The sequence below is a fragment of the Campylobacter sp. IFREMER_LSEM_CL2256 genome (assembly GCF_025771645.1).
In the GTDB taxonomy this organism is placed as follows: domain Bacteria; phylum Campylobacterota; class Campylobacteria; order Campylobacterales; family Campylobacteraceae; genus Campylobacter_D.
On sequence record NZ_JAKMQQ010000001.1, the window covers coordinates 111259 to 125132 of the forward strand.

The 13874-nt window shown below is 28.4% G+C and carries 15 protein-coding genes and 1 pseudogene; 12 read left to right on the top strand and 4 right to left on the bottom strand.

Features of this window, described 5'->3' with window-relative positions; genetic code table 11:
• Positions 1-22: 22 nt before the first annotated feature.
• Positions 23-988, bottom strand: a complete 966-nt coding sequence (holA, locus tag L8U00_RS00595; protein WP_263708147.1) for a DNA polymerase III subunit delta — start codon at positions 986-988, stop codon at positions 23-25.
• Positions 981-2921: a VacB/RNase II family 3'-5' exoribonuclease gene (locus tag L8U00_RS00600; protein WP_263708148.1), complete on the bottom strand. Its 1941-nt coding sequence runs from the start codon at positions 2919-2921 to the stop codon at positions 981-983. The genes holA and L8U00_RS00600 overlap by 8 nt, the downstream gene beginning before the upstream one ends.
• Before the next feature lie 107 nt (positions 2922-3028).
• Between L8U00_RS00600 and ilvC the strand changes: the two genes are divergently transcribed.
• The 5 genes and pseudogenes from ilvC to L8U00_RS00625 all read left to right on the top strand — a co-directional run bounded on the left by ilvC (position 3029) and on the right by L8U00_RS00625 (position 7124).
• Positions 3029-4051, top strand: a complete 1023-nt coding sequence (gene ilvC, locus L8U00_RS00605; RefSeq protein WP_263708149.1) for a ketol-acid reductoisomerase — start codon at positions 3029-3031, stop codon at positions 4049-4051.
• A gap of 1 nt (position 4052) precedes the next feature.
• On the top strand, positions 4053-5120 hold the full coding sequence (locus L8U00_RS00610) for a divergent polysaccharide deacetylase family protein (protein ID WP_263708150.1): 1068 nt from the start codon (positions 4053-4055) through the stop codon (positions 5118-5120).
• A complete protein-coding gene (locus tag L8U00_RS00615) occupies positions 5107-5874 on the top strand; it encodes a DNA-protecting protein DprA (protein ID WP_263708151.1) in 768 nt (255 codons plus the stop codon). Before L8U00_RS00610 ends, L8U00_RS00615 begins: the two co-directional genes overlap by 14 nt.
• Positions 5871-6257, top strand: coding sequence for a Holliday junction resolvase RuvX (ruvX, locus tag L8U00_RS00620; RefSeq protein WP_263708152.1), 387 nt, complete (start codon positions 5871-5873; stop codon positions 6255-6257). The genes L8U00_RS00615 and ruvX overlap by 4 nt, the downstream gene beginning before the upstream one ends.
• A pseudogene (locus L8U00_RS00625) lies at positions 6244-7124 on the top strand (RsmB/NOP family class I SAM-dependent RNA methyltransferase). Before ruvX ends, L8U00_RS00625 begins: the two are co-directional and overlap by 14 nt.
• Before the next feature lie 188 nt (positions 7125-7312).
• Here the strand turns inward: L8U00_RS00625 and rpsO are convergent.
• On the bottom strand, positions 7313-7585 hold the full coding sequence (rpsO, locus tag L8U00_RS00630; RefSeq protein ID WP_012661650.1) for a 30S ribosomal protein S15: 273 nt from the start codon (positions 7583-7585) through the stop codon (positions 7313-7315).
• Between the two features lie 175 nt (positions 7586-7760).
• Here rpsO and L8U00_RS00635 point away from each other — a divergent pair, with 175 nt between their 5' ends.
• Genes L8U00_RS00635 through L8U00_RS00655 form a run of 5 tightly spaced genes read left to right on the top strand, consistent with a single transcriptional unit; the run spans position 7761 to position 12225 of the window.
• Complete coding sequence (locus tag L8U00_RS00635; RefSeq protein WP_263663184.1) at positions 7761-8165, top strand: Rrf2 family transcriptional regulator; 405 nt, start codon at positions 7761-7763, stop codon at positions 8163-8165.
• Complete coding sequence (gene flhA, locus L8U00_RS00640; protein ID WP_263678690.1) at positions 8158-10317, top strand: flagellar biosynthesis protein FlhA; 2160 nt, start codon at positions 8158-8160, stop codon at positions 10315-10317. Before L8U00_RS00635 ends, flhA begins: the two co-directional genes overlap by 8 nt.
• A gap of 9 nt (positions 10318-10326) precedes the next feature.
• Complete coding sequence (locus L8U00_RS00645; RefSeq protein WP_263706288.1) at positions 10327-11379, top strand: DHH family phosphoesterase; 1053 nt, start codon at positions 10327-10329, stop codon at positions 11377-11379.
• Positions 11363-11599 carry a hypothetical protein gene (locus L8U00_RS00650; RefSeq protein WP_263692475.1) on the top strand — a complete coding sequence of 79 codons (237 nt, stop codon included), beginning with the start codon at positions 11363-11365 and terminating at the stop codon, positions 11597-11599. The genes L8U00_RS00645 and L8U00_RS00650 overlap by 17 nt, the downstream gene beginning before the upstream one ends.
• Positions 11596-12225, top strand: coding sequence for a hypothetical protein (locus L8U00_RS00655; RefSeq protein WP_263708153.1), 630 nt, complete (start codon positions 11596-11598; stop codon positions 12223-12225). Before L8U00_RS00650 ends, L8U00_RS00655 begins: the two co-directional genes overlap by 4 nt.
• Here the strand turns inward: L8U00_RS00655 and L8U00_RS00660 are convergent.
• On the bottom strand, positions 12214-12345 hold the full coding sequence (locus L8U00_RS00660) for a hypothetical protein (RefSeq protein ID WP_255197728.1): 132 nt from the start codon (positions 12343-12345) through the stop codon (positions 12214-12216). The two genes, L8U00_RS00655 and L8U00_RS00660, sit on opposite strands and share 12 nt — an antisense overlap.
• A gap of 238 nt (positions 12346-12583) precedes the next feature.
• On the opposite strand from L8U00_RS00660, the gene L8U00_RS00665 reads away from it, so the two are divergent.
• A complete protein-coding gene (locus L8U00_RS00665; protein WP_263708154.1) occupies positions 12584-13366 on the top strand; it encodes an HrcA family transcriptional regulator in 783 nt (260 codons plus the stop codon).
• The gene (gene grpE / locus L8U00_RS00670) at positions 13363-13872 is read left to right on the top strand and encodes a nucleotide exchange factor GrpE (RefSeq protein WP_263708155.1); all 510 of its coding nucleotides are present in this window, start codon (positions 13363-13365) and stop codon (positions 13870-13872) included. Before L8U00_RS00665 ends, grpE begins: the two co-directional genes overlap by 4 nt.
• The last annotated feature ends 2 nt before the right edge of the window (positions 13873-13874 follow it).

Sequence of the window (13874 nt, forward strand, 5' to 3'; positions counted from 1 at the left end):
TTTTACTATAAGTTTTCTTAATTTAACTTTTTAATATGGAGCTAAGTTGTAAAAGTGTTGCGATTAAAAACTCTTTTTTTTCTATTTTAGAATTCTTTTTTAATTCATATTCGCAATTACAAAGTGTTAAAAAGATATGTTTATATTGTGATATTTTGATCACAAGAGCTTGTTTTTGAAGATTTTGTGCCACAGAAATAGGCGGGGCATAGCCTAAAATTTCTTTTAAGTCTAAATTTCCATAAATTTTAACATGTAATGCAATTTTAAAAAGTCTAGAAAAATTTGCATATAAGGCGTTAATCAGTGCTATTTCATTATAATTTTCTAAAATATTTTCAAGTTCATTTCTTAAATCTTGTTTTTGCATTAATTTATCAAAAAAACTTTCAAAGCTAATAGTACTTAAGCTATAACAATGCTCTTGAATAATTTTTTCATCGATATTTAAACCGCTAAATTTATTTAACTCATTAGCTGCTAAATACAAATTCTCATTAAAATTATAAAAAAGAGCATAGAGGGCATTTTGAGTGATGTTAATATTTAATTCTTTGGCTTTTAAAGCTAGTAATTCCATACCTTCTTTGGCTGAATTTACCTTATAAAATCTACAAAAATTATTAGCAAAAATTTTTTCCGCTTCGCTTTGTTTGGAGCTTTCATCATAAATTTCAAGTAAAAAATAATTATCTTGCGAATTTTGACAAAGCTGTAAAAGTTGTTTGAGTTCTTTGCTTGGGATTTTCTTTTGAGTTTTGATTTCTAGCAGTTTTCTCTCACTAAATAAGGAAGCACTAGATAAATAATCATAAGCTTGCTTAAAATCATATTCTTCAAAATAAAATCTTAAACTCTCATCAAAAGAGTATTTGTCTTTAATAAATTTAGCATAAAGCTCTATTTGGAAATTATCCGCTCCATAAAGTAAGAAAAAATTAGGAAAATTATTGCCATTAAGTAAGCTTTGGAGTTGATTTTTATACATTTTGGTTTCTTTCTAAACTAAAATGTTTGGTGATTTTGCCAAAAATTTTGGCACTAACAATATCTACTTCAGTGATTTCTACTTCTACATTTTCTAATAAATTTGCCCTTGAACCTATGATGGTCATCAAAGCTCCTTTAATTTCATCATTTAATTTTACTTGCAATGAACTTTGATTTTCTACTACCAAAGCCTTAAATCTTTTTCCTATATTTTCTTTTGCCCATCTTGCAAATTTTCTATCCATGAAATGCCAAGCAACTTTATCTGCCTCTCTTTCTAGTAAGCTTAATTCCTCACAAGTGCTTTGTATATTTAAAAGCAAATAATTAAACATTTTTTCATCATTGTTGATTTTGGCTTTTAAAAGTCTATGTAAAATAAGATCAGAATACCTTCTAATAGGGCTTGTAAAATGGGTATATTTATCAAAACCTAAGCCAAAATGTCCAGCATTTTCACTAGAATATTCTGCCTTTTTTTGTGCTTTGATGATGAGCTTATCTACTTCTTCTCTTATATTTAGCTCATTTGCTAAGACTTGAATGTCTTTAAATAATTCTATGACATTATTTTTAGGATTAATATCTATACTAAGTGTTGAAAGATCAACTAGTAATTGATCTGTTTTTTTATAATCAGGACTTAAGTGATTTCTAAAAACTCCTATATCAATGAGTTTTGCTGCAGCTTTATTAGCTAAAAGCATACAATCTTCGATTAAATTATGCGAGGCTGTGTCATTTTCAAGGCGTGTTTTTATGAGTTTATTATTTTCATCTAAAGTCATTCTTAGCTCTTGGGTTTTAAACTCACAAGCATTTTTTAATCGTTTTTTGCGTAAATTTTGAGTGATTTTAAAAATTTCATAAAGCCAATTAATCACACCTAAATCTTCTTGCGTTTGTAAATACTCATCAACTTCATCGTAATTAAAACGGCGTTTTGAGTTAATAATAGCCTCAAAAAGCTCTTCTTTAATCACTTCATTATTTTGATCTAAGCTTATTTTAAAACAAAATGCTAACCTATCTTCATTAGGTTTTAGTGAGCAAATATTTTCACTCAAAGCTCTTGGCAACATAGGTATGGCAATATGAGGAAAATAAATCGAAAAGCCTCTTGATCTTGCTTCTTTATCAATGGCGCTATAAGCATGCACATAAGCGCTTACATCAGCTATGGCTACATAAATGGCATGTTCATTTTTATCATAATAAATTGCATCATCAAAATCTTTTGCATCAATTGGATCAATGGTGCAAAAATTTAAATTTCTAAGATCTTTTCTTGATGGATACATACTTGCATCAACTTTATCTCCATAAGCTTTTGCTTCATTTTCACATAAATTATCAAAAATTGCATTTTTATTAAAAAGTGCTAAGGAAATTTTTTCATCTACAAAATCATCATCAATATGCCCTATCACTTCAGTGATATTATTATCATGATTTTCTATTTTTAAAATAGTTCCTAAAGGCAGAGCTTTTAAGGATTTTTGAGAAGCTTTTAAGGCACATGTAAGTCCTGTTTGAATATTTACTCCAAGGACTGTTTCGCCGTATTTTTTAGTCACAACCAAAGAAGTTTCGTGGGCTCTTTTAAGTATTAAAATAACTTTAGCACTTGGACGCTTTTTTTTAAGAGGGAGTAATTTTGCCACAACTATATCAGCATAATTTGCTCCTTTTAAATTTTTATTTTCTATGAGCAAATCACGCTTAAAAGCAGGATCAAAACTTTCTAAAAATCCCGTTCCATTAGCTGAAATATCAATCTTACCAAAAGTAAAGCCATCTTTTAAATAGTATTTGTTTTTATAAAATTTAATGATATCACAAGTTAATAATTCTCTAATGATTTGCTTGTTTTTATTGGTAATTTCATTAGCATTTAGACCATAACTTAGTTGATTAAATAATTCTTTCATAAGACTCTTTATAGTGATTTTTCAAAACTTAAATTTTATCATAAAAGGATTAAATTTATATTTTTTAGTTATAATCTTTGCTTTAATTTTAATTTTAGGAGTGCATAATGGCTGTATCAATTTATTATGATAAAGATTGCGATATTAATTTAATAAAATCAAAAAAAGTAGCTATTATAGGTTTTGGCTCTCAAGGTCATGCTCATGCTATGAATTTAAGAGATAGTGGTGTAGATGTTATCATAGGCTTAAAAGAGGGTGGGCAAAGTTGGGCAAAAGCTCAAAAAGCAAATTTTATAGTAAAAAGTGTAAAAGAAGCTACTAAAGAAGCAGATTTGATTATGATTTTAGCTCCTGATGAAATTCAAAGTGAAATTTTTAATGAGGAAATTAAACCTGAGTTAAAAGCAGGTAAAACTTTAGCATTTGCACATGGATTTAATATCCATTATGGACAAATTGTTGCTCCAAAAGGTATAGATGTGATTATGATAGCTCCTAAAGCTCCAGGTCATACTGTAAGGCATGAATTTAGTATAGGTGGGGGTACTCCTTGTTTAATTGCTATCCACCAAGATGAGAGTAAAAATGCTAAAAATTTAGCTTTAAGTTATGCTAGTGCTATAGGCGGTGGTAGAACAGGTATTATAGAAACAACTTTTAAAGCTGAAGCTGAAACAGATTTATTTGGTGAGCAAGCAGTACTTTGTGGAGGACTTAGTGCTTTAATTCAAGCTGGTTTTGAAACCTTAGTTGAAGCAGGATATGAGCCTGAAATGGCGTATTTTGAGTGTTTGCATGAAATGAAATTAATTGTGGATTTGATTTATCAAGGTGGTATTGCTGATATGAGATATTCTGTTTCTAATACTGCTGAATATGGAGATTATATCACAGGACCTAAGATTATTACCAAAGAAACTAAAGAGGCTATGAAAGGTGTTTTAAAAGACATACAAAATGGAAGTTTTGCTAAAGATTTTATCTTAGAAAGAAGAGCAAATTTTGCAAGAATGCATGCAGAGCGTAAATTAATGAATGATTCTTTGATAGAAAAAACAGGACGCGAACTTCGCGCTATGATGCCTTGGATTAGTGCTAAAAAATTAGTTGATAAAGATAAAAACTAATTTGAAAACTATAAATAAAAAATACAAAGTGCTTTTAGCACTTTGTTTGGTTGTGTTTGGAATTTTTCTTTTTGCATTTGGAGCTTTGTTTTTAAAAAAAGAAGAAAATAAAACCTTAGACTATAATCAAACCATAGTTAAAAAAGAACCATTACCACCTACAAAAGAACAAGAAAATAATTTTAGTTTTAATGATATAAATTTGACTTTAGAAAATGAAAAATTAGAATTTTTAGATAAAAATATTAGTGAAATTTTAAATTTAAACCCTGTAAATACAGAGTTAAATCAAACTAAAGAGGATAATCAAACTTTAATTTTAAAAGTAATAGATCAAAATGCAAGCAAAGAATTAAACAACAAAGAGCAAAATATATCAGATAAAAACGAGGATAATAAAACCCAAATTCTAGTACAAAAAAATACCAAGCCTCGTCTAGCAATTATCATAGATGATATGGCAAGTCACACTCATGTAGATATGCTTAAAAAAACAAATTTAAAATTAATCCCATCTTTTTTTCCGCCTGATAAACATCATCCCTATACAGCTGAGTTCGCAAAGGATTTTGACTTTTTTATGGTGCATTTGCCCCTTGCTGCTATAAAATATGACAAGGCAGAATTAAATACCTTACACCCTAGTGATGATATGCAAAAAATAAGCAAGCGCGTAGCTTTTGTAAAAGAGCAATTTCCAAAAGTAAAATTTATTAACAACCACACAGGAAGTTTATTTACTGCAAATAAGCAGGCTATGGAAAAATTATTTAGCGCCTTTAAACAAAATGATTTTATTTTTGTAGATTCAAGAACTATAGGAAATTCTAAAGCTAAAAATTTAGTAAGTCATTTTGAACAACCTTATATAGCTAGAGATGTTTTTTTGGACAATGAAGATGATATAGCATATATTAAAAATCAACTCAAACAAGCAGTAGAAGAGGCAAAAAAGAAAGGTTTTGCTATCGCTATTGGTCATCCAAGAGAAAAGACTTTTAAGGCCTTGGTGCAAAGTAAAGAATTGCTAAATTCAGTTGAGCTTGTGTATTTAAATGAAATTTATTGAGAATATTGAAGATTTTAAAAATCTTTTAAATCCGCCTTCAAAGATTTATTATAAAGGTAATTTAGAGCTTTTAAATGCTAGAAAAGTAGCTGTTATAGGTTCTAGAAAAATGAGTGTTTATACTAAAAATTGTCTTGTTGAATTGGTGACTTTGTTAAAAAAAGCTAAGGTTTGTGTGGTAAGTGGCGGGGCTTTGGGGGTTGATATCCAAGCAGCTAAAATAGCTTACCCTCAAACCATAGCTATATTTGCTAATGGGCTTGATGAGATTTATCCAAAAGCAAACACAAATGAAATTTTAAATATTTATGAAAATGCATTAGCCTTAAGTGAAAATGAAGGAAATTACAAGGCAAAGCCCTATGATTTTTTATTAAGAAATAGACTTATTATTGCTTTAAGCGAGGTTGTTATAATAGCTCAAGCTGATTTAAAAAGTGGTTCTATGCAAAGTGCAAGACTTGCTTTAGGTATGAATAAACCTATATATGTATTACCTCATAGGAAAAATGAAAGCGAAGGAACAAATTTGCTTTTAGCTACAAAAAAGGCAAATTTAATTCATGATTTTGATGAATTTGTAAAAATGTTTGGAGAGCTTCATTATGAGCAAAGTGAAGATGATTTGTTAAGTTTTTTAAAACATGAAGATGATTTAGAAAAAGTTTTGAAAAAATTTGGCGATAGAGTTTATGAGTATGAACTTGAGGGTTTGGTAGAAATATCTGGAGTGAAAATAAGATCTTGCATATGAAAACTTTAGCATTAGATATAGGCTTAAAGCGTATTGGTGTTGCTTTGTGTGTTAATAAAAGTATAGCTATGCCACTTGAAGCTATTATTAGAAAAAACCGTAACCAAGCGGCAAATGAGGTAAAAAAGTACATCAAAGAGTATGATGTAAATACTTTAGTAGTAGGAATTCCTTTAGGTGGATCTAGTGAAGATGAAATGCGAAAAAGGGTGGAACATTTCATATCTTTACTTGATTTTGACAAAGAAGTTTTTTTTGTCGATGAGAGTTTTAGTTCTAAAAATGCACAAGAACTTGGCATGGTGAATTTAAAGAAAAAAGATGGCAAACTTGATTCTTTAGCTGCGTATTTGTTTTTAAAGGATTTTTATGGCCTTACTTGATTTAAATACAGCTTTAGATGAAATTTATACAAAAGAGCAAAAAGAACAAATCCTTCAAAGTTTTAATCAGGAAAAATATATTAATATTTTTAGAAATTCCTTGCTTGTTGATAATGATGAATTAGAAGAAATTTTAAATAATAAAAATATAGAATTTGAAAAAATTGATCTGAATTGTTATAAAATTCCATGTATCTTCAAAAGCAAACTAAGTTCACTGAAAGCTTTTAATGAGGGCAAGTTTTATATACAAAATTATTCTTCGTATTTATGTGCTAAAGCTTTGGGTGTTAAAGCTGGTGAGAGTGTATTAGATATGTGTGCAGCTCCTGGTGGAAAAAGTTTATTATGCAAAATGAGGGTTATTTGGCAAGTTGTGAATTATCTAAAACACGTTTTTTTACCTTAAAAAAAACTATGGAAAATTATCAAGTTAAAATTGCAAAATGTTTCTTAAAAGACGCACGCATTATAGGCAAGGCTTGTCCTTTGAAATTTGATAAAATTTTACTTGATGCACCTTGCTCAACTTTTGCAAAAATGGGTTTTGAAATCCAAAAAAACACAAAAGAAATTAAGCAAATTGCAAATTTGCAAAAAAAGCTTTTGCATTCAGCATTATTAGCTTTAAAACATGGCGGAGAATTAGTATATAGCACTTGTACATTTTTAAGAGAAGAAAATGAAGCAGTTTTAGAAAATGCATTAAGAAATGAAAATTTTAAATTAGAATTGCTTGATTTTAATTTGGTTAATGTTGATTTTATATGTGCAAAGAGTGATGAATTTGATTTATCATTTGCTAAAAGAGTTTTACCAGATGACTATGCAGATGGGTTTTTTATAGCAAAAGTGAAAAAATATTAAAAATCAATAAAATTAAATGTGAAAAATGTTTTTTAGTTTAAAACTTAAAGTGCTATTTTTAGGTGCTTAGAAGGTAAATTCACACTGTGAAACTCTTGTGAATAAAACGATGAAATTTTGAAAACTTAAATTAAAGTAGTAGTAAATAAACGTAATAAAAAATATATAAAGATAAATAAGCACGAAGCTTATTTATCTCTTAAGTTTAATTCGCTAATTAATTTAGAATAAGCTTGATAATCTTTTCTTTTTAGATAAGATAAAAGTCTTTTTCTTTGACCAACAAGCTTTAAAAGACCTAAACGAGAAGAAAAATCTTTTTTGTAGATTTTTAAATGTTCTGTTAAATCTGAAATTCTTGCGCTTAAAAGTGCGATTTGAACTTCTGGAGAACCTGTATCTCCTTCTTTTCTAGCAAATTTTGCAACTATTTCTGCTTTTTTAGCCGAATCTAAAGCCATAATAGACCTCCTGAGCGGTATTAAAATAAAAAGTGTAATTATAACTAAAAAACCAAAAAGAATGCTGAAATTTAAAAAATATGAAATTTAATATTTATCGATACTTATTTTTGATATAATAAAAATTTTTATTAATAACCAATAATATATTTTATTTATAACTTGAAAGGAACAAATGTTATTTACCAAAGCTAGCGAATATGCTTTATTATCTTTAATTCATATAGCAAAATCCCAAGAACCACAAGATGTAGATACTATGTCAAATGTCTTAGATATACCTAAAAGTTTTTTAGCAAAAATTTTACAAGCTCTTGCTAAAGATGCACTTTTGAAGTCTTACAAGGGAGCTAAGGGTGGTTTTGCGCTTATTAAGCAGCCAAGTGAATACACTTTAAAAGAAATTATCAATAGCGTAGAGAAAAAATCCATTAATGTTTTTGAATGTAGTAATGGAATTTGTCCTTCTCAAAAAGAGGATAATTGCAAAATTATGCCAGTTTTAGTGAAACTTCAAAATAAAATCGATGATTTTTTAGTTTCTATTACCTTAGAGGATATTATTCAAAATAATGGCTAAAAGAGATATTTTTAGCTTAGTATTGCCTTGGGTTGCTCCGCTTGTTGCACCTATTTTAAAGGCAAAAAGTTTAACTATAGTAGCCGTAATTATTGCAATTTTAGCAATTATTATAGTGCCTTTACCAAGTATAGTTTTAGACTTTTTTCTTGCTTTAAGTATTGCCATTTCAGTTTTAATTATTTTAATTTCTTTGTATATACCAAAGCCTACGGATTTAACAACTTTTCCAACGTTGATTTTGATCATCACACTTTTTAGACTTTCACTTAATATTGCTACAACGCGTATGATTTTGAGTGAGGGTCATCAAGGTCCAGCAGCTGTTAGTGATATAGTGGCAAGTTTTGGTGAATTTGTTGTTGGTGGCAATTATGTTATAGGTATGGTTGTTTTTTGTATTTTGGTTTTGATTAATTTTATGGTTGTAACCAAAGGTAGTACAAGGGTTTCTGAGGTTCAAGCAAGATTTACCCTTGATGCAATGCCAGGTAAGCAGATGGCTATTGATGCGGATTTAAATGCAGGTTTGATTGATGAAAAAACTGCACGCGCAAGACGCCAAGAAATTATAGCCGAAGCAAATTTTTATGGAGCAATGGATGGTTCTTCTAAATTTATAAAAGGGGACGCTGTTGCTGGGATTATTATCACCATTGTAAATTTAATTGGCGGGTTTATGATAGGTTATTTTCAGCATGATATGGAGCTTGGAGAATGTGCTTCAACTTATACTATATTAACAATAGGTGATGGACTTGTTTCTCAAATTCCTGGGCTTATCACTTCAACAGCAACTGCAATTATCATCACGCGTGCTAGTAAAGATGAGGATAATTTTGCTGAAGGTTCTATTAATCAGCTTTTAGGAGAATACAAAACACTATTAATTGTAGGTTTTGTTTTATTTATTTTTGCTTTAGTGCCTGGTTTACCACATTTTTCTTTGGGTTTTATGGCTTTGGTGTTTTTGGGTCTTGGTTATATGATAAAACAAGTGCAAGAAGGTAAAATTCAAATCAATACAATTTCGGCTAAAAAATCCCAAGAAGCTGATGAGCAAGAGCAAGCTAAACCTCAAAAACGCAGTGAGGAAGAAATTTTAAAAGAAGAAGAAAACAAAATCACAGATATTTTAAAATTAGAAATTTTAGAATTAGAATTAGGCTATGGACTTATTAAATTAGCAGAAAGTGAATTAACAGAGCGTATTAGATCAACAAGACGCAATATAGCTCAAAGTTTAGGCTTTTTGATGCCAAAAATTAGAATTAGAGATAATTTACAATTAAAGCCTAATGAATATACTTTTAAACTCAAAGGTGTGGGCATAGCTAGTGCTGAAATTTATCCTGATAAATATCTAGCTATGGATAGTGGTTTTATAACTGAACCTATTGAAGGTATAGCTACTAAAGAACCTGCTTTTAATTCTGATGCTTTATGGATAGAATCATCTTTAAAAGATGAGGCAACGCTAAATGGTTATATTGTAATTGATCCAGCAAGTGTGATTTCAACCCATATGAGCGAGCTTATAAAAGCCAATGCTTCAGAACTTTTAACTAAACAAGAGGTTCAAAATTTATTAGATAAAATCAAAAATGATTATCCTATCGTAGTAGATGATTGTTTAAGAGTTGCTAGTATAGGTTTAATCCAAAAAGTTTTAAAAGCTTTACTTAAAGAGCATATTCCTATTAAAGATATGCTTACAATTTTAGAATCAATTAGTGATATAGCTGAAGTAAGTAAGAGTTTGGATATGATTATTGAGCATGTAAGAGCTTCTTTAGCAAGAGCAATTACAAATTTATATGTGGATGAAAAAGGGCAAATTAGCTTTTATATTTTTGATGCAGCTGCGGCTGCAAAATTAATGGAGCATGTGCAGTTTAAAGATGGTTCGTATCATTTAATGATAAATGTAGCTCAAACTGGCGCTTTAGTAGAAGCTTTAAAAGCTGAACTTGCAAGTGTAGCAAATACAAGAATTAAACCTTTCTTGCTTTGTGTTGAGCCGCAACTTAGAAAATTTATTGCTGATATTTGTTCTAATTTTGGTATTAATATTACGGTTTTGAGTTTTGCTGAGATTGCAGAAAATACCAAATTTGAAACAGAAGGTATCATAAAAGTTGATAATTTATAAAGGAAAAATATGAAAATTTATCATCTTTCACATACAGATTTAGACGGCTATGCTTGTCAGTATGTGCTAGATTTTTATTTTAAGAATTGTTATTTTTATAATTCTAATTATGGTAAAGAGATTAATGAAAATTTTAATGTGATTTTTAAAAATATAGAGGAAGATTTAAAACAAAATCCTAATGAAGAATTTGTGATTTTAATCACGGATTTAAATTTAACTTTAAGTCAATGTGAAGATTTTCAAAAAGCTATAGAAGGCAAAAAAATCAAACTGTTACTTTTAGATCATCATCAAAGTGGCTTAGAATGTATGCAAAAATATCCTTGGTATTTTTTAGATGATAAAAGATGTGCTACTAAGATTGTTTATGATTTTTTTAGTAAATGTTATGGCGAAAATAAGGCTTTGTCAGAATTTGTAGATGTGGTAAATGCAGTAGATATTTGGTTGAGTGAAGATGAGAATTTTGAACTTGGAAAAGTACTGCTTGGTATGGTTTCTGGAGCAAAAGAAATCAATAGAGTAATGTTTGCACAAGAAAATATCAAATATCTTTTTTATCTTTTTGATGTTTGTAGAAAATACATTCATCAAAAAAATGCTCATATTAATTTAGATGATGATTTGCATGGCTTAAAAAAATCTTTTTTCAAAAAAGAAAATGATGATACTTTAAGTAATTTAATTTCTAAATTCGTAGTAGAAAAACTAAGTGTAAATAAAGAAAAATTTAGTGTATTTTATAAAGGAAGTAAAGGTTTATTAACTTCAAATATAGGCAATACTTCCGTAATTGGAAATGATTTTTTAATGCAAAATCCTGATTTTGATTTTTTCGTTGATCTTAGTTCAAGAAAAACCTTAAGTTTTAGAGCAAATAATAAAATCGATGTGAGTTTGATGGCTAAGAGTTTGGTCAATGGAGGAGGGCATAAAAATGCTAGCGGTGGATTGTTCGCTGCGTATAAAGATAGCTCTAACTATGATTTTATAAAAGCACAATTTGTAGATTTAATTAAAAGCAAAGAATTAAAGGAAAATAATGAAAACAAATCATGATTTTAAAGAAGAAATAGAAAATTTACAATATGAATTAAGTATAGTTTTAGAGGCAATGCTTTTGTTTGCTGGGGTAAAAAGAGTAAAATTAGAAAAAGCAATTGGACTTTATATTGATTGTATTGATGAGGTTTGTCAAAATACTCAAAAAGAAGGAGTTGATGAGATCTTAGAAGTAGTAGAGTACTTAAAAAATCATCATAAAGATTTATTTGAATGAAAATTTTATTATTGCTTTTTGCGGGAATTTTTTCTTATGCAAATATCTATGAAGATTTAAGTGATTTTGCTTACAATAAACAAAACACGCTAAATTTAAGCTTAAGTCAAGCTTTATTTTTAGAATACAAACAAAACAAACAAGCTTGTGTGGATATAGTACTTGCTAAAGATAAGGTTTTTGTGGTTAAAATTTATCCATTATGTGAAAATTTAAACGAAAAAAGTCTAAATGAGTACTTAAATACGCAATTTATAAGCTTATACACTAAAGATTTATCAAAACTAAGAAAAGAAATTGTTGATATTAAAAATATAATGCGTGATTTTATGATTTATTATACCTTACATCAATCTTTTGCAAATGAAATTAAAAAAATGAGTAAAAATGATAAATTACAAGCGTATAAACTAGATGAGAAAAAAGGTGGAAAAATTCTTTACAAGGTTAATAATCAAGCTTGTGTAGTTTTTGATTTATATTTAGATGAAAATTTACAAGCTAGTATGCAAATAAGCGGAATGGAAAATTTAGATAAAACTTGTATGGAGTTAATCTCATCTCCTGATTTTAAAGACTTATCTTTCACAAAAGAGGGTATGAAAAAATATAAATTAAAAAACTAATCTAAAAAATCTTAAATAATATAATTTTAAAATTCTACCTAAAGCCATTTTTTTTCTTTCTATATTAGAAAACACATAAGCTTCTAGATCTTGCTTTTCTCTTAAAGTAAGATTTTTCATTATTATAAACCTTTTAAAAAATATTGCTAGATGCAATTATATTATCTTTTCTTTTAAAAAAACTGAAAAATAAATTTTTATATATTATATATAAATAACTAAATAAACTTTAGTTATATAGACTAAATAATTTTAAATATTTTTATTTAAAAATAACTTGACATTATTATACTAAAGTTGTATAATTATTTTGTCACTTAAAAACATTGAGTGCTAAATTAAAAACTAAGGTTTTATAGTGAAGTCTTATAGTAAAAAAGATTTAATTTTAAAAACCATCATTGAGACCTATTTAGATGGTAATAATCCTGTGGGTTCTAATGAGTTAAATCATAAAGTTAGCATACCTGCTTCTACTATAAGAGTTTATTTTAAAAAATTAAGTGATGAGGGTGTATTAACACAACTTCACATTAGCAGTGGTCGCATACCAACTTTTACTGCTATGAAGGCTTATTGGTATGAGCAACTTTGCGAAGATGAGATTGTGATTAACGATCTTGCTTTGCTAGAGTTTTTACTTGATAAGTTTGAAATTTATACCTTAGTTTATGGTGGTGATGAGCTTATTTTACAAGATATTACTAAGGTTAATGATAAATTTATCATACTTGATTTTGGACAAAATGAGTTGGTTTTAAGATTTAGTCAAGATAGTTTAATTTTCTTACAAAGACTTATAGGACTTGATCTAAAAAGTATTGAAAATTTAGCTTTTAGGGTTGAGTTTAAAGAGTTGTCAGAGAAAATTGCCATGTTAAAAGATGCTATGGTTTATTATAGATATAATGAGAGTAAAGCTTATCAAATTTATCAAAATGATGAATTTGCTAAGCTTTTATCTCCTCAAATTGGATTTTATTTTAACGATAAATTGCAATTTGATCCTTTATTTGAAGAGGGTTTTATGGGGTTAAAGCTTAAGAGTACATTTTTAGGTAAAGAATCTAATATGGTTTTTGCCGGTAGTGTGTATTCTGATTTTAAAACAATGTTAAATATTATAAAGGAGGCTGCGTGAGCGAAGAAAAGCAAAATGAGCAAATGCAAGAAGAAACAGTGGAAAATTCAGAAAGTCAAAACAATGAATTAGAAAAACTTCAAGCAGAGTATAATGAGTTAAAAGATACTTATTTAAGAGCAAATGCTGAATTTGAAAATATCAAAAAAAGAATGGAAAAAGAAAAAATTGCAGCAACAATTTATGCAAATGAAAGTTTTGCTAAAGATTTGCTTGATGTAGTTGATGCATTAGAGGCGGCTATTAATGTAGAAGCCAATGATGAATTAAGTTTAAAAATCAAAGAAGGGGTTCAAAACACTTTAGATTTGCTTTTGAAAAAACTTGAAAAACATATGGTTAAGGTAATAGAAGCAAATGGTGAGTTTGATCCAAATTTACATGAGGCGATGTTTCATGTTGAAAGTGCTGATCATGAAAGCAATCATATTGTCCAGCTTTTACAAAAGGGCTATATGATGAATGATAGAGTGATTAGATCAGCAAAAGTTAGTGTTGCAAAATAAAA